The following is a 14159-nucleotide window of genomic DNA, read 5'->3' on the forward strand; positions in this document are numbered from 1 at the left end:
ACCGATGAGCTCTCCCGCTGACCGAACAGCCCTCGCGAGCCGGGCTCTCGGTCAGCGGTAGTGCTCGGGGAGCGCCTGGCCGATCTTCATCTTCGGCTTGGGCATCCGCATGAACTTCATCTGCATCGCGCGGGTGATCGCGTAGTACGAGGTGCCCTTGAGCGACTCGTCGGGGAAACGGGCCCGCAGCTGCTTGCGCAGCCGCAGGCGGAGCACGACGAGGTCGACGACGAGCACGAGGAACAGCGGGATGATCAGCGCCTGGACGAAGAGCGAGACGATCATCAACGGGATGACGATCTCGGCGAAGGAGAACCGGACGTCGACGAAGTCGCGGATGAACCGGCGCACGGGGCCCTTGTCGCGAGCCAGCAGGTAGCGCTCGTCGCCGTCCTTCATGCCCTGCCGGACCCGCTGGCTCGACTCGGAGCGTGTGGCCCGCTGTGCCTGCATCTGCTCCTTGCGGGTGCGCGGCACCCGGGCCCGCGCGCGGGCGGCGGCCTCGGCCTCCTTGCGGGTCGGCGTGGGTCGCCCCTTGCCCCCGCTCTTGGCGAGGTCGACGCCCTGGGTGTCGGACGTGCTGGTCTCGGACTTGCGACGACGGAACAACGAGCTGCCTTCTGGCCGGTGGACGATGGGGTCAGGGTACCCGTGGGTGCCGCCGGTCCGGTCGGCGATGCACCGCAGGTGCGTCGCCGGTGCGTCGCCGGTGCGCCACCGACCCGGTGGCCGCGTCCGTCGACCCACTTGCGGCTCGGGCATAGGGTGAGCCCATGAGCTTGATGAAGAGGATGAGCCTGATCTTCCGGGCCAAGGCCAACAAGGCGCTCGACTCAGCCGAGGACCCGCGCGAGACCCTCGACTACAGCTACCAGCGCCAGCTCGAGCTGCTCTCGAAGGTGCGCCGCGGGGTGGCGGACGTCGCCACGAGCCGCAAGCGGATCGAGCTGCAGATCGGTCAGCTCGAGCAGCAGGCCGCCAAGCTGCAGTCGCAGGCCGAGAAGGCGCTGCAGATGGACCGGGAGGACCTCGCTCGCGAGGCCCTGACCCGCAAGTCCGGGCTGAGCACCCAGATCTCCGACCTCCGCACGCAGCACGCCCAGCTGCAGGGCGAGGAGGAGAAGCTCGTCCTGGCGCAGCAGCGGCTGCAGGCCAAGGTCGAGGCCTTCCGCACCCGGAAGGAGACCATCAAGGCGACCTACACCGCGGCCGAGGCCCAGACGCGTATCGGCGAGGCGGTCTCCGGGATCGGCGAGGAGATGGGCGACGTCGGCCTGGCGATCCAGCGGGCCGAGGACAAGACGGCCAACATGCAGGCCCGCGCCGGCGCGATCGACGAGCTGATCGCCTCGGGCGCCCTCGACGACGTCACGTCGACGGGTCCGAGCGACGACATCTCGCGCGAGCTCGACTCGCTGGGCTCGCAGTCCGACGTCGAGCTCGAGCTCGCCCGCCTCAAGGGACTCTCCGCGCCGCAGGCGCCGGGCCAGCTCGGTGCCGCGGGTGCCGGCGGGGCCGACCCGCTGTCGAAGGAGACCCGGACCGAGGGCGAGACGCGCTGATGACCGCCATGATCATCCGGATCCTCGGCGAGGGGCAGTTCGACATCGCCGAGGAGGCGCTCGACCGCCTCAACGAGCTCGACGCGGCCGTCGAGGCCGCGATCGAGGCCGACGACGAGACGACGTTCCGCCCGGCGCTGGTCGCACTGCTCGACGGCGTCCGCACCGTCGGCGTCCGGCACGCCGACGACGCCCTCGACGAGTCCGACCTGATCCTGCCGCCCGACGACGCCTCCATCGCCGAGGTGCGTCAGATGCTCTCCGACGACGGGCTCATCCCCGGCTGAGGCCACCGCGTCGCACCCGAGGCCGCGACCACCGGCTTGGAGGGCACGAGAGACTGGACCCATGGCTCGCACTCGTTTCGTCGGTGACGCCGGGCTGACCGCCCGGATGACGCTCGTGATGTTCCTGCTCGGCGGGCTCTTCGTGGCGTTGATCGTCGTGCTCGCCTCGGTCGTCGGCGGCGGGATCGGCATCCTGATCGGGGTGGCCGGGATCGGGTTCGCGGTCTACCAGTGGTCCAGCTCCGACAAGATCGCGATGCGGGCGATGCGGGCCCGCGAGGTCACGCCGCAGGAGGCACCCGAGCTGCACGGCATGATCGACCGGCTCTGCACGCTCGCCGACATGCCGAAGCCGCGCGTCGGCATCGCCGACACCTCGGTGCCCAACGCCTTCGCCACCGGCCGATCGCCCGACCGTGCCGTCGTCTGCGTGACCACCGGGATCCTCCGGCTGCTCACGACCGAGGAGCTCGAGGGTGTCCTCGCCCACGAGCTCTCCCACGTCGCGCACCGCGACGTGCTGGTGATGACGGTCGCGTCGTCGTCCGGCATCGCGGCGGGGATGCTCACCCAGGGCGCCCAGTACGGCGGCCTCGGGTTCTTCGGGGGCGGCCGCCGCGACAACAACAACGGGCTCCCGATCTGGCTGGTGGTGCTGCTGGTCAGCCTCGTCGTGTACGCCGTCAGCTTCGTGCTGCTGCGCCTGCTGTCGCGCTACCGCGAGCTGTCCGCCGACCGAGCCGGCGCCTACCTCACGCTGAAGCCCGCGGCACTGGCCTCGGCGCTGCAGAAGATCAGCGGTGGCATGCAGCAGGTGCCCGAGCGCGACCTGCGCCAGGTCAGCGCCGGCAGCGCGCTGTGCATCTCGCCGATCAGCCTGAAGGGGCTGGCCTCGACCCACCCGCCGCTGGAGAAGCGGCTCGAGCAGCTGGCCCGCATCCAGGGCGAGCTCGACCGGCCCACCCCGTGAGCACCTGATGGGCTTCCTCGACTCCATCCTCGGGCGCTCCAGGCCCAAGCAGGCGGACCTCGACGCGCTCTTCAACGTCCCGAGCGCCGCGATCACGCTCCAGACGACGCTCGGCCTGACGCCCACCGGTGACGGCGCCGTCTGCTACCGGGCGGCCGCGGGCCCGGCGTTCGCCGACACCCAGACCGACGTCCTCGAGCTGCTCCGCGCCACGTCGGGCGCGCCGGCGATCGACGTCACCACCGACGAGTTCGGCTTCACCTGGCTCGCGGTCGACCACCCGCCGTACGACGCGGCGACGTCCGACCTCGGCGGCCTGTGCACCGACCTCCACGCCGTCAACACCGGCCTGGAGGCCGCGGGCTTCGGCCCCGCGCTGCTGTGCTCGCTGGTGCCGTTCGCCGACTCCTCCGGCCGTCGCCTGGGCCTGGTCTACCTCTACAAGCAGGGCACCTTCTACCCGTTCGCGCCCAAGCCCGGCCAGGGCGCCGCCGGCCGCGAGCGCGACAGCCTGCTCGAGATCCAGGTCCGCGACCTGCTCGCCGCCGAGCTCCCCGTCGAGCACGACCCCTCGCGCTGGCTCGCGATCTGGGGCGCGCCCGGCCTCTGAGCCGCCGCCGCCCGCCACGTCAGTCCAGGCAGAGCTCGTTGCCCTCCGGGTCGGTCATCACGATGAACCCGTGCGACAGCGGGGGCGCGGGCTCGTGCCGCTCCACCCGGACGCCGCCGAGGCCGACCAGGCGGGTGCACTCGGCCTCCAGGGCCGCCATCCGCTCCTCGCCCGACAACCCGGGCGCGGCGCGGACGTCGAGGTGCACCCGGTTCTTCGCCGTCTTGGCCTCCGGCACCCTCTGGAAGAACAGCCGTGGCCCGGCAGCTCCGGGGTGGTGGGCGGCGGAGGCGTCGTTGCGGCGCTCGGGCGGGACCCCGAAGGCGTCGAGGGCGGCGTCCCAGGTGTCGAAGCCCGGCGGAGGCGCGTCGACCTCGTAGCCGAGGGCGGCGCACCAGAACGCGCAGAGCGCGGCCGGGTCGGCGGCGTCGAAGGTCACCTGGACCTCGCGGGTCACCCGGTCGCCGATCGGTTCGCTCATCGCGCCGTCGTCCCATCCGCGCGCTGCGCGTGGAGGTCGCGCAGCAGGGCCACCTCGGCGAGGTGGTGGATGACCTCGCGCTGGATGTGCAGCACGAGCGTCGCGTACGGCGCGTCGGCGTACGAGCCCTCGGCCGCGCCCACCGGCCGGAGCAGCCCCTCCTCACCGAGGGCCTCGACGCCGGCCGACCACGCGGCGTGCTCGGCGTCGAGCTGGGTCAGGGCCTCGGCGGCCGTGGCGGCGTAGGTGAACGACTCGTAGTCGACGGGCGCGCCTCCGAAGTGCGCGGCGTTGCGGGCGCCGAGGACGCCGACGATCACGTGCCCCAGCCGCCAGGCGATCGTGGTCACGGGGGCCGGCTCGGGCTCGGGGACGGCGAAGTCGATGGTCATCGCCCCGCTCCCGGCCTGGACCGGCGCCGTCCCGGTGCCGCGGGGCCGGACGTTCCAGGCGCCGGGGGCCGGCTCCCAGAAGTACTCGTCGTCGCCCAGGCCGTCGAGCCGGGGCCGGACCTGGTGGTCCCAGTGGGCGGTGAGCTGCTCGCGCAGGAGTGCGTTCCAGTTCGTCATGACTCCACCGTGCCAGCGATACCGGACTGTTTCGGTCCGCTGTCTCTGGCAGGCTGTCGGCATGGCCGACGGGACCACCCAACGCGTGCTGCGCCTGCTCACCCTGCTGCAGCAGCGCCGGGTCTGGACCGGCCCCGAGCTGGCCGGCGAGCTCGGTGTCACCGACCGGTGCGTGCGGCGCGACGTGGGGCGGCTGCGCGACCTGGGCTACCCGGTGCACGCCAGCCAGGGCGTCGGCGGCGGCTACCAGCTCGGCGCCGGCCGGGCGCTGCCGCCGTTGCTGCTCGACGACGACGAGGCGATCGCGATCGCGGTCTCGCTGCGCCTCGCCGCCGGCGGGACGGTCGCGGGCGCCAGCGAGGCGGCGCTGCGCACCCTCGCCAAGCTCGACCAGGTGATGCCGCCGCGGCTGCGCTCGGAGGTCCGCGCGCTGCACGGTGCCACGGAGACGCTGCCGGGCGGGGTCGCCGAGGCCGACGGCGAGGTGCTGATGACGCTGGCGCGGGCCTGTCGCGACGGCGTCCGGGTGCGGTTCGGCTACACCTCGCGCGGCGGTGAGCCGCAGGAGCGGACGGTCGAGCCGGTGCGCATGGTGGCGACCGGTCGCCGCTGGTACCTGATGGCCTTCGACGTCGATCGCGACGACTGGCGCACCTTCCGTCTCGACCGGATGGCCGACGTCGTCGCCACCACCTGGCGCTTCCCCCCGCGCGAGCACCCGGACCCGGCGGCCTTCGTCCAGCGGGCGGTGACCGCGGCGCCGTACCGGCACGTCGTCCGCGCCCGGGTGTCGGCGACCGCCGAGGAGGTGCGCGAGCTGCTGCCGCCCCAGGTGGGCGCCGTCGAGCCCGACGGCGACGGCGCCGTCCTCACCGCAGGCGGCGACCACCTCGACTGGCTGGCCGTGCACCTGGCGCTGCTGCCGTGGCCGGTGGACGTGCTCGAACCCGACGAGCTGCGCGACGCGGCCGCGCGGCTCGGACGTCGGCTGGCCCGGATGGCACGATGACCTGATGCTGCACTCCCTGTCGGGCCGCGCCGAGAGTGCGATGCAGGCCAGGCTGCTGACCGTGCTGCGCGACCAGGGCCCGCTCCCGAGGACCGAGCTGGGGGACCGGCTGCAGGTGTCGAGGACCACGATCGCAGCCGAGGTCGGCCGGCTCACGGAGATCGGTCTCACCCAGGAGACCGGTCCGGCCCAGTCGCGCGGCGGGCGCCGGTCGACGATGGTCGCCCTGGCCGACGACATCCGCTTCGTCGGCATCGCCATCGGCGCCACCGGCACGACGGTCGGCGTCACCGACGGTCGCCTCGACGTCCTGCGCACCGAGAAGGTGGACTGCCGGATCGACATGGGTCCCGACGTGGTGCTGAGGGCCGCGCTGGACCACGTGCGGCGCCTCCTCGACGAGCTCGGCGTCGAGCGGCCGATGGGCGTCGGGGTGGGGGTGCCCGGTCCGGTCGACTTCGGGCGCGGCGTCTCGGTCGCCCCGCCCCTGATGCCCGGCTGGGACGGCTACCCCGTGCGTGACACGGTCTCGCGCGAGCTGGGCTGCCCGGCCGTGCTCGACAACGACGTCAACGTGATGGCGGTCGGTGAGCTGCACGCCGGCGTCGCCCGCCACGCCCGCGACTTCCTGTTCGTCAAGATCGGCACCGGCATCGGCTGCGGGGTCGTCGTCGACGGGGAGCTCTACCGGGGCGTCAACGGCTGCGCCGGCGACATCGGCCACATCCAGGTGCGCGGCGACGGGCGTCGGTGCGTGTGCGGCAACACCGACTGTCTCGAGGCCTACGCCGGGGGAGCCGCGCTCGCCCGCGACGCGACGGAGGCCGCCGAGCGCGGCCGCTCCGTCGTGCTGGCCGACCTGCTCGTCGAGCACGGCCGGCTCCGGGCCGGCGACGTCGGTACCGCGGTGGCCCGCGGTGACCTCGCGGCGGCGACCCTCCTGCGCGAGAGCGGGCAGCGGGTGGGGGAGGTGGTGGCCGGCCTGGTGTCCTTCTTCAACCCCGGCCTGATCGTCATCGGCGGGCGGGTGAGCGGTCTGGGGCACGCGCTGCTGGCCGAGATCCGCGGGACGGCCTACCAGCGCTCGCTGCCCCTGGCCACGGGCAACCTCCCCATCGTGCTCAGCGAGCTGGTCGAGGCGGGCGGCGTCATCGGGGCGGCGAGACTCGTGAGCGCCGAGGTCTTCGCCCCCGCCGTCGCCACCTGAGGACGACGGGCGGGCACATCTCCCGGCGATACGCAAATGACTTGCGAAAGTCGTCCACCTGGTTGACGGGCCTGCGCGCACCGCCCTACGTTCGATGTGGCCGTCGTCACTCGGCTGAGCACGTCCAGGCCATGGGGAGACGGCCGTCCCGCTCGCCAACGCAAGGAGCAGATCCGTGCAGCATCGATTCTCGGGAGTGCTGGCCGCCGTGGCCGCCGGCGCTATCGCCCTTCCACTCGCCGCCTTCGGCGGCATCAACGCGCCGGCTGGCGCCCACCCCGGCCACGACGACCCTCCGGCCCCACCCCCGGACAGCGAGTTCCAGAAGGTCACGCTCAACGACCGTCCGGGCGAGCCGATGGACCTCGCGGTGCTGCCGGACGGCGACGTCCTGCACACCACGCGGGCCGGCGCCATCTGGCACAACGACTACGAGACCGGCGTCAACTCGATCGCCGGCCAGATCGACGTCTACCAGCACGACGAGGAGGGGCTGCAGAGCATCGCGCTCGACCCAGGGTTCGACGGGGAGAAGAACAACTGGGTCTACCTCTACTACTCACCGCCCCTCGACACCCCGGCCGACGACCCGGCGACCGCCTCGATCAACGAGGGTGACGCACCGCTCGAGGGCACCGCGGCCGACTTCGCGCCGTACAAGGGCGTCATCCGCGTGTCGAAGTTCCGCTTCGTCAACGGCCAGATCAAGAACAACACCGAGCGCCGGATCCTCGACGTGCCGGTCGACCGCGGCATCTGCTGCCACGTCGGCGGCGACATCGTCTTCGACTCCCAGGGCAACCTGATCCTCGCCACCGGCGACGACTCCAACCCGTTCGAGTCCGACGGCTACGTCCCGCTCGACGAGCGCCCCAACCGCAACCCGGCCTTCGACGCCCAGCGGACCTCGGGCAACACCAACGACCTGCGCGGCAAGATCCTGCGGGTCAAGCCGGGCAAGCGCGGCGGCTACACGATCCCGAAGGGCAACCTGTTCCGGCCCGGGATGGCCAAGACCCGGCCCGAGATCTACGCGATGGGCCTGCGCAACCCGTTCCGCATCGAGATCCACCCCCGCACCGACAAGCTGTGGGTCGCCGACTACTCACCCGACGCCAACACCGCCGACCCGGAGCGCGGACCGTCCGGGCAGGGCAAGTGGGTCGTGATCGACAAGCCCGCCAACTACGGCTGGCCCTTCTGCGCGACCGACCAGCTGCCCTACGTCGACTACGACTTCGAGACCGAGACCTCCGGCGAGACCTTCGACTGCGCCAACCCCCGCAACACCTCGGTCCACAACACCGGCCGGGTGAAGCTGCCGCCGGTGGAGAAGCCGGAGATCTTCTACTCCTACCCCGTCTCGGAGCAGTTCCCCGAGCTCGGCACGGGCGGCATCTCCCCGATGGCCGGCCCGGCCTACCAGTACGACGTGCGCGACACCCGCGGCAAGACCCCCGTCGCGTGGCCCGAGCAGTACGACAACACGCCGCTGCTCTACGAGTGGAGCCGCGACTGGATCAAGGGCCTGCACGTCACCGGCGACGACGTCGCGATCGAGGACGTCGTCCCCGGCATCGTCACCGACAACCCGATGGACATGGAGTTCGGCCCCAACGGCGCGCTCTACGTGCTCGAGTACGGCGACGGGTACTTCGCCGAGAACCCCGACGCCCAGCTCTCGCGCATCGACTACATCGGTGCCAACGGCAACCACAGCCCGGTGCCGCAGGTCACCGCCGACCCGTCCGCGGGCAAGGCTCCGCTCCGGGTGAAGTTCTCGAGCGCGGGCACCACCGACGCCGACGGTGACCAGCTGAAGTACCAGTGGGACTTCGACGGCGACGGACGCTTCGACAGCACCCAGAAGAACCCGACCCACCGCTACACCGAGGACGGCACCTACCGGGCCACGCTCACGGTGACCGACATCGGCGGCAAGCACCGCGGCCGGCACGCCTCGGCGGACGTCGACATCGTCGTCGGGAACCAGACCCCCGTCGTCGAGTTCGTCACCCCGACGCCCGACGACACCTTCCAGTTCGGCGACACCGTCTCCTACGAGGTGACGGTCACCGACGACACGGAGGTCGACTGCAACCAGGTGACGGTGACCTACATCCTGGGTCACGACGCCCACGGCCACCCGCAGAGCACCGCCACCGGGTGCGTCGGCACGCTCACCACGACCGTGCCCGGCGGTCACGACCCGGACGAGGACGACCTCAGCGCCGTGTTCGTCGCGCAGTACGACGACGGTGAGCTGACCGGGAGCGCCGAGGTCCGGTTGGAGCCCAGCACGCCCTGACCCGACCCAGGGTTCCGGTGGCCCGCCCCTCGTGGGCGGGCCACCGGATCAGTCCTTGTGGCTCTTGCCGGGCAGGTCGAGCATCCGCTGGAGGGCGACGAGGGCGTCGCGCTCGGTCTCGGGGTCGACCTCGATCCGGTTGACGACGACGCCGGCGACGAGCGACTCCATCGCCCACACGAAGTGGGGGAGGTCGATCCGGTTCATCGTCGAGCAGTAGCAGACGTTCTTGTCGAGGAAGACGATCGTCTTGTCGGGGTGGGCCCGGGCCAGGCGCTGCACCAGGTTGAGCTCGGTGCCGATCGCCCAGACCGACCCGGGCGGCGCCGCCTCGATCGTCTTGATGATGAACTCCGTGGAGCCGACCAGGTCGGCCGACAGGACGACGTCGTGCGGGCACTCCGGGTGCACCAGGATCTGGACGTCGGGCAGCGTGGCGCGCAGCTCGTCGACGACCTTCGTGGAGAACCGGCCGTGCACCGAGCAGTGGCCCTTCCACAGGATCACCTTGGCGTCGCGGAGCGCGTCGACGGTGACGCCGCCGCCCGGCAGGTGCGGGTTCCAGACGACGCAGTCGTCGAGGGTGTAGCCCATCTTGAGCACGGCGGTGTTGCGGCCGAGGTGCTGGTCGGGCAGGAAGAGCACCTTCGTGTCGGGGCCGCGCTGCTCGAAGGCCCACGCGAGGGCGACCTCGGCGTTCGAGGACGTGCAGACGACGCCGCCGTTGCGGCCGCAGAACGCCTTGATGTCGGCGCTGGAGTTCATGTAGGTCACCGGGACGACGACGTCCTGGAGCCCGGCGTCGGCCATCGCCTGCCAGGCGGCCTCGACCTGGGGCAGCCGGGCCATGTCGGCCATCGAGCAGCCGGCGGCCAGGTCGGGCAGCACGACCTGCTGCTCGGGCCCGGTGAGGATGTCGGCCGACTCGGCCATGAAGTGCACGCCGCAGAAGACGATGAACTCCGCCTCCGGGCGGGCCGCGGCGTCGCGGGCGAGCTTGAAGGAGTCGCCGGTGACGTCGGCGAACTGGATGACCTCGTCGCGCTGGTAGTGGTGACCGAGCACGAACACCCGCTCGCCGAGCGCCTCCTTGGCCGCCAGCGCGCGCGCCACCAGGTCGGGGTCGGAGGCCTGTGGCAGGTCGCCGGGGCACTCCACCCCGCGCTCGGAGGCGCGGTCGACGCCCCGGCCGAGGGGCAGGAGCGGCAGGTCGACGGTCGTCATGGCTCGATCCTAGGTCTAGAGCAGTGCGCCGTTGTGCAGGTACGTCGTCGGCGGCCGCATCCCGCGCAGCGCCAGGTACCCCGACGTCCGCAGCCCGAGCCGGACGGCGGTGCCGATCTCGATCGCCCAGGCGTTGGCGGCGGTGACGTGACCGATGCTCTGCACGGCCGGTCCCTCGGCGATCGTCGACCACAGCAGCCGCTGCGCGGTGCGGCGGTTGGTGGCCGCGAGCAGCACCACCGCGCCCCGAGGGTTGAGGTAGGCGTAGCCCGAGCCGGTGGTGGAGTCGCTCACGACCGCGCGGAAGATCCGCTGCATCAGCGGGTGGTCCGGGCCGTGCGCGGCGCCGCGGCAGTGCCGGTCGACGGAGTCCATCAGGTCGGTGTCGGCGGCGGTCGCCCCGCGCACCTTCGCCCCGGCGTCCGGCGGGATCGCGGTGCGGTCGACGGTGCCGGAGAGACCCATCTGCGGGTGCATCGTGAAGCCGGCCAGCAGGTAGCGGCGCACGGCCCTCGGGTCGTCGGACGCCGAGAGCATCCCGCGCAGGCAGCCCCGGCTGTGGGTCAGCGCCGCGTCCAGGACCTGCTTGCCCAGCCCGCGGCCCTGCTGGCCGGGGCGCACGGCGTACGTCGCCAGGATCCAGGTGCCCTCGCGACGGATGCTGGTCGCGAAGCCGAGCATCACGCCGTCCTCCTCGGCGACCCAGCACCCGCCGGCGTCGGTGACGAGGAAGTGCCGGGTCCGCTCGATCCACCCGGCGCTGTGGTCGGGGCGGCGCGGCTCCGGGTCCGGCTGGTCGCGCCGGAACACGCGGCGGTCGAGCTCGAGGAACGCCTCGTCCGAGAGCCGCTCGGCGGTCGGTACGTCGTCGGGCCGCATCGGCCGGATCAGCACACCACTCACGGCACCACCGTAGGGACCGTCGCGGGGAGTCGGCACTATGGCCGCATGCGCGTCCTCGTGGCTCCCGACAAGTTCGCCGGCACCCTGACCGCCGTGGAGGCGGCCGAGGCGATCGCCGCGGGCTGGCGCCGCCGTGCGCCCGACGACGAGCTCGACCTCGCTCCGATGGCCGACGGCGGGCCCGGGTTCGTCGACGTCCTGCACGCCGCGCTCGGCGGTCGGCTCGACGTCGTCACCGTGCGCGGCCCCCTCGGCGAGCCGGTGCCCGCGACGCTGCTCCACGTCGGCGACACCGCCTACGTCGAGAGCGCCCAGGCCTGCGGCCTCCACCTGACCGGCGGCGAGCGCGCCGAGGAGGCCACGACCTTCGGCGTCGGCGAGCTGGTGCGCGCCGCGATCGAGGCGGGTGCGGCGACCGTCGTGGTCGGGCTCGGGGGGTCCGGCACCAACGACGGCGGGGCCGGCCTGCTCGCCGCGCTCGGCGCCGAGGCCGACCGGCCCCTGGACGCGGGCGTCGCCGGCCTGGCCGGCGTCACCGCGGTGACGCTGCCGCGCCTGGGGGTGTCGCTGGTGCTCGCCTCCGACGTCGACATCCCGCTCACCGGGCTCTTCGGTGCCACCAAGACCTTCGGTCCCCAGAAGGGGCTCGGCGAGGACCGGATCGCCGAGGTCGACGGCTGGCTCGAGGGGTTCGCGGCCGCCACGAACCGCCGCACGTCGCTCGACAAGGGGGCCGGGGCCGCCGGCGGGCTCGGCTTCGCCCTGCTCTGCCTCGGCGCGCACCGCGAGCCGGGGATCCGGCTGGTGGCGGACGCCGTAAGGCTGGCCGAGCGGGCCCGCCGGGCCGACCTCGTGATCACCGGCGAGGGTGCCTTCGACTTCTCCAGCCGTTCCGGGAAGGTGCCCTACGGCGTCGCCGAGGTCGCCGCCGAGGCCCTGCGACCCTGCGTCGCGATCGCCGGCCAGGTGCTGGTCGGCTCCCGCGAGATGCGCGCGCTCGGGGTCGAGTCGGCGTACTCGCTGGCGGACCTGGTGGGGGAGGAGCGCGCCTTCGCAGACCCGTCCGGAGCCCTGGCGGAGGTCGCGGCCAGGGTCGCGAGGACCTGGTCACGTCCCGGCCAGGAATAACCCTCGGTGTGCGACCATTGACCAGAAGATCGATCCAGGCACAACCGCCCAGTTCTCAGGGCCAACTTCACGGGAGTCATCGACATGACCGAGCAGCTCGAGACCACCACGACCGAGCGCCGCACCGACCAGATCAACCTGAGCTCGGTGGCCGCTGCCAAGGTGCAGAGCCTCCTCGCCCAGGAGGGTCGCGACGACCTCGCCCTGCGGATCAGCGTGCAGCCCGGTGGCTGCAGCGGTCTGCGCTACCAGCTCTTCTTCGACGAGCGCACCCTCGACGGTGACGTCGTCACCGACTTCGACGGCGTCGCCGTGGTCGTCGACCGGATGAGCGTCCCCTACCTCAACGGCGCCGAGATCGACTTCGTCGACTCGATCGAGAAGCAGGGCTTCACGATCGACAACCCGAACGCGACGGGCTCCTGCGCCTGCGGAGACTCCTTCCACTGATCGAGCAGGCGTCGCGACCGAGGGACGAGGTCGCGAGAGCGCGTCGAGATCTGCCGAGCGGCCAGACCGACTGAGGTCCGGCCCTCGAACACAAGAACCCCGCGACGACGTCGCGGGGTTCTTGTCGCCTCCAGGGCCGGACCGGTGGCCGGGGCCGGGCCGGCCGGACTCAGCGCCCGTACAACGCGGCGGCCAGCCTCGCGGCGGCCTCGGAGACCTCGATCCGGGGCTTCGGCCGCTCGCCGGGCTGCTCGTCGAAGTGCAGGCTCGGCGCCGGTCGCGAGGCCAGGTGCGCGGCGCGCCGGAGCCGGAGCCGGTCGCCCGTCGCGCGGCAGTCGTCGTGCATCTCGGCGGGGGTCTCGAGGTCGTCGTGGGAGTGCGAGGTCGAGGCCATGTCTCGACGCTAGGGCTTACTGATTGGTACGGATACGCGTACCGCTGGGTAGTGTTCCCTCACGTGCCTCTCCTCATCGCCGGCTCCATCGCCACCGACCACCTGATGTCCTTCGGCGGCAAGTTCGCCGACTCGCTCGTGGTCGAGCAGCTCGACAAGATCTCGCTGTCCTTCCTGGTCGACGAGCTCGAGATCCGGCGTGGGGGTGTCGCGGCCAACATGACGTTCGGTCTCGGCTGCCTCGGGCTGCGGCCGGTGCTGGTCGGCGCGGCCGGCGACGACTTCGCCGACTACCGCTCCTGGCTCGAGCGGCACGGCGTCGACTGCTCCGGCGTCCGGATCTCCGAGACCAAGCACACGGCGAGGTTCGTGTGCACGACCGACCCGACCGGCGCCCAGATCGCGTCGTTCTACCCGGGTGCCATGAGCGAGGCCCGGCTGATCGAGCTGGCCCCGATCGTCGCCCGCGTCGGGGCCCCCGACTACGTCCTCGTCGGCGCCGACGACCCGGCCGGCATGCTGCGGCACACCGACGAGTGCCGTCAGCGCGGCTACCCGTTCATCGCCGACCCGAGCCAGCAGCTGGCCTTCGGTGACGGCGCGATGATCCGTCAGCTCATCGACGGCGCCACGCTGCTGTTCTCCAACGAGTACGAGTCGCACATGATCGAGCAGAAGACCGGCTGGAGCGCCTCGGAGGTGCTCGACCGGGTCGGCACCCAGGTCACCACGCTCGGCAAGCACGGCGTCCGCGTCGTCCGGAGCGGCGAGGACCCGATCGTGGTCGCCGCCGCCACCGGTGTGGCCGCGGTCGAGCCGACCGGGGTCGGCGACGCCTTCCGGGCCGGCTTCCTGGCCGCGCTCGAGTGGGACCTCGGCCTCGAGCGCGCCGCCCAGGTCGGCTGCGTCCTGGCCGCCTACGTCGTCGAGACCATCGGCACCCAGGAGTACTCCTTCACGCCGACCGAGTTCGTGGCCCGTCTCGAGGAGTCCTACGGGGCCGCGGCCGCCGCCGAGGTCGCCGCGCACCTCGGGTGACGGCCCCCGTGCGCCACGC

General features: G+C 72.5%; 16 protein-coding genes. 10 read left to right on the forward strand and 6 right to left on the reverse strand.

Annotation, left to right across the window (positions count from 1 at the left end):
• Positions 1-51 precede the first annotated feature (51 nt).
• Positions 52-609 carry a DUF3043 domain-containing protein gene (locus tag E4623_RS15665; protein ID WP_134767477.1) on the reverse strand — a complete coding sequence of 186 codons (558 nt, stop codon included), beginning with the start codon at positions 607-609 and terminating at the stop codon, positions 52-54.
• Between the two features lie 164 nt (positions 610-773).
• Between E4623_RS15665 and E4623_RS15670 the strand changes: the two genes are divergently transcribed.
• From E4623_RS15670 to E4623_RS15685, 4 genes are all read left to right on the forward strand, one after another.
• Positions 774-1562 carry a PspA/IM30 family protein gene (locus tag E4623_RS15670; protein ID WP_167736669.1) on the forward strand — a complete coding sequence of 263 codons (789 nt, stop codon included), beginning with the start codon at positions 774-776 and terminating at the stop codon, positions 1560-1562.
• The gene (locus tag E4623_RS15675) at positions 1562-1849 is read left to right on the forward strand and encodes a hypothetical protein (protein ID WP_245155102.1); all 288 of its coding nucleotides are present in this window, start codon (positions 1562-1564) and stop codon (positions 1847-1849) included. The genes E4623_RS15670 and E4623_RS15675 overlap by 1 nt, the downstream gene beginning before the upstream one ends.
• 61 nt (positions 1850-1910) lie before the next feature.
• Positions 1911-2819 (forward strand): zinc metalloprotease HtpX, encoded by a 909-nt coding sequence (htpX, locus tag E4623_RS15680; protein WP_134767478.1) that lies wholly within the window; start codon positions 1911-1913, stop codon positions 2817-2819.
• Positions 2820-2826: 7 nt separating this feature from the next.
• Complete coding sequence (locus E4623_RS15685) at positions 2827-3429, forward strand: hypothetical protein (RefSeq protein WP_134767479.1); 603 nt, start codon at positions 2827-2829, stop codon at positions 3427-3429.
• 19 nt (positions 3430-3448) lie between these two features.
• On the opposite strand, the gene E4623_RS15690 is transcribed toward E4623_RS15685, so the two are convergent.
• A complete protein-coding gene (locus E4623_RS15690; RefSeq protein WP_134767727.1) occupies positions 3449-3886 on the reverse strand; it encodes a VOC family protein in 438 nt (145 codons plus the stop codon).
• 20 nt (positions 3887-3906) lie between these two features.
• Complete coding sequence (locus E4623_RS15695; RefSeq protein ID WP_134767480.1) at positions 3907-4479, reverse strand: DinB family protein; 573 nt, start codon at positions 4477-4479, stop codon at positions 3907-3909.
• A 61-nt stretch (positions 4480-4540) separates the two neighbouring features.
• On the opposite strand from E4623_RS15695, the gene E4623_RS15700 reads away from it, so the two are divergent.
• From E4623_RS15700 to E4623_RS15710, 3 genes are all read left to right on the forward strand, one after another.
• A complete protein-coding gene (locus tag E4623_RS15700; RefSeq protein ID WP_134767481.1) occupies positions 4541-5488 on the forward strand; it encodes a YafY family protein in 948 nt (315 codons plus the stop codon).
• Between the two features lie 4 nt (positions 5489-5492).
• Entirely contained in the window at positions 5493-6695 is a 1203-nt protein-coding gene (locus E4623_RS15705) for an ROK family transcriptional regulator (protein ID WP_134767482.1), read from the forward strand.
• Positions 6696-6870: 175 nt separating this feature from the next.
• Complete coding sequence (locus tag E4623_RS15710) at positions 6871-9003, forward strand: PQQ-dependent sugar dehydrogenase (protein WP_245155104.1); 2133 nt, start codon at positions 6871-6873, stop codon at positions 9001-9003.
• A gap of 48 nt (positions 9004-9051) precedes the next feature.
• Here the strand turns inward: E4623_RS15710 and nadA are convergent, their stop codons facing one another.
• Together nadA and E4623_RS15720 are read right to left on the reverse strand one after the other, a co-directional pair.
• A complete protein-coding gene (nadA, locus tag E4623_RS15715) occupies positions 9052-10227 on the reverse strand; it encodes a quinolinate synthase NadA (RefSeq protein WP_134767483.1) in 1176 nt (391 codons plus the stop codon).
• Between the two features lie 15 nt (positions 10228-10242).
• A complete protein-coding gene (locus E4623_RS15720; protein WP_134767484.1) occupies positions 10243-11130 on the reverse strand; it encodes a GNAT family N-acetyltransferase in 888 nt (295 codons plus the stop codon).
• A gap of 45 nt (positions 11131-11175) precedes the next feature.
• On the opposite strand from E4623_RS15720, the gene E4623_RS15725 reads away from it, so the two are divergent.
• Positions 11176-12258, forward strand: a complete 1083-nt coding sequence (locus E4623_RS15725; protein ID WP_134767485.1) for a glycerate kinase — start codon at positions 11176-11178, stop codon at positions 12256-12258.
• A gap of 84 nt (positions 12259-12342) precedes the next feature.
• Complete coding sequence (gene erpA / locus E4623_RS15730) at positions 12343-12708, forward strand: iron-sulfur cluster insertion protein ErpA (RefSeq protein ID WP_134767486.1); 366 nt, start codon at positions 12343-12345, stop codon at positions 12706-12708.
• A 169-nt stretch (positions 12709-12877) separates the two neighbouring features.
• Here the strand turns inward: erpA and E4623_RS15735 are convergent, their stop codons facing one another.
• A complete protein-coding gene (locus E4623_RS15735) occupies positions 12878-13102 on the reverse strand; it encodes a hypothetical protein (protein WP_134767487.1) in 225 nt (74 codons plus the stop codon).
• 63 nt (positions 13103-13165) lie between these two features.
• Here E4623_RS15735 and E4623_RS15740 point away from each other — a divergent pair, with 63 nt between their 5' ends.
• A complete protein-coding gene (locus E4623_RS15740) occupies positions 13166-14140 on the forward strand; it encodes a carbohydrate kinase family protein (protein WP_134767488.1) in 975 nt (324 codons plus the stop codon).
• The last annotated feature ends 19 nt before the right edge of the window (positions 14141-14159 follow it).

Origin of the sequence: Nocardioides sp. 1609 (genome assembly GCF_004522105.1) — a bacterium.
In the GTDB taxonomy this organism is placed as follows: Bacteria; Actinomycetota; Actinomycetes; order Propionibacteriales; family Nocardioidaceae; genus Nocardioides.

What these genes read in the sequence shown, in the direction of transcription:
- E4623_RS15670 (WP_167736669.1), top strand. Translation starts at nt 774, where the DNA reads ATGAGCTTGATGAAGAGGATGAGCCTGATCTTCCGGGCCAAGGCCAAC.
- E4623_RS15675 (WP_245155102.1), top strand. Translation starts at nt 1,562, where the DNA reads ATGACCGCCATGATCATCCGGATCCTCGGCGAGGGGCAGTTCGACATC.
- htpX (WP_134767478.1), top strand. Translation starts at nt 1,911, where the DNA reads ATGGCTCGCACTCGTTTCGTCGGTGACGCCGGGCTGACCGCCCGGATG.
- E4623_RS15685 (WP_134767479.1), top strand. Translation starts at nt 2,827, where the DNA reads ATGGGCTTCCTCGACTCCATCCTCGGGCGCTCCAGGCCCAAGCAGGCG.
- E4623_RS15695 (WP_134767480.1), bottom strand. Translation starts at nt 4,479, where the DNA reads ATGACGAACTGGAACGCACTCCTGCGCGAGCAGCTCACCGCCCACTGG.
- E4623_RS15700 (WP_134767481.1), top strand. Translation starts at nt 4,541, where the DNA reads ATGGCCGACGGGACCACCCAACGCGTGCTGCGCCTGCTCACCCTGCTG.
- E4623_RS15705 (WP_134767482.1), top strand. Translation starts at nt 5,493, where the DNA reads ATGCTGCACTCCCTGTCGGGCCGCGCCGAGAGTGCGATGCAGGCCAGG.
- nadA (WP_134767483.1), bottom strand. Translation starts at nt 10,227, where the DNA reads ATGACGACCGTCGACCTGCCGCTCCTGCCCCTCGGCCGGGGCGTCGAC.
- E4623_RS15725 (WP_134767485.1), top strand. Translation starts at nt 11,176, where the DNA reads ATGCGCGTCCTCGTGGCTCCCGACAAGTTCGCCGGCACCCTGACCGCC.
- erpA (WP_134767486.1), top strand. Translation starts at nt 12,343, where the DNA reads ATGACCGAGCAGCTCGAGACCACCACGACCGAGCGCCGCACCGACCAG.
- E4623_RS15735 (WP_134767487.1), bottom strand. Translation starts at nt 13,102, where the DNA reads ATGGCCTCGACCTCGCACTCCCACGACGACCTCGAGACCCCCGCCGAG.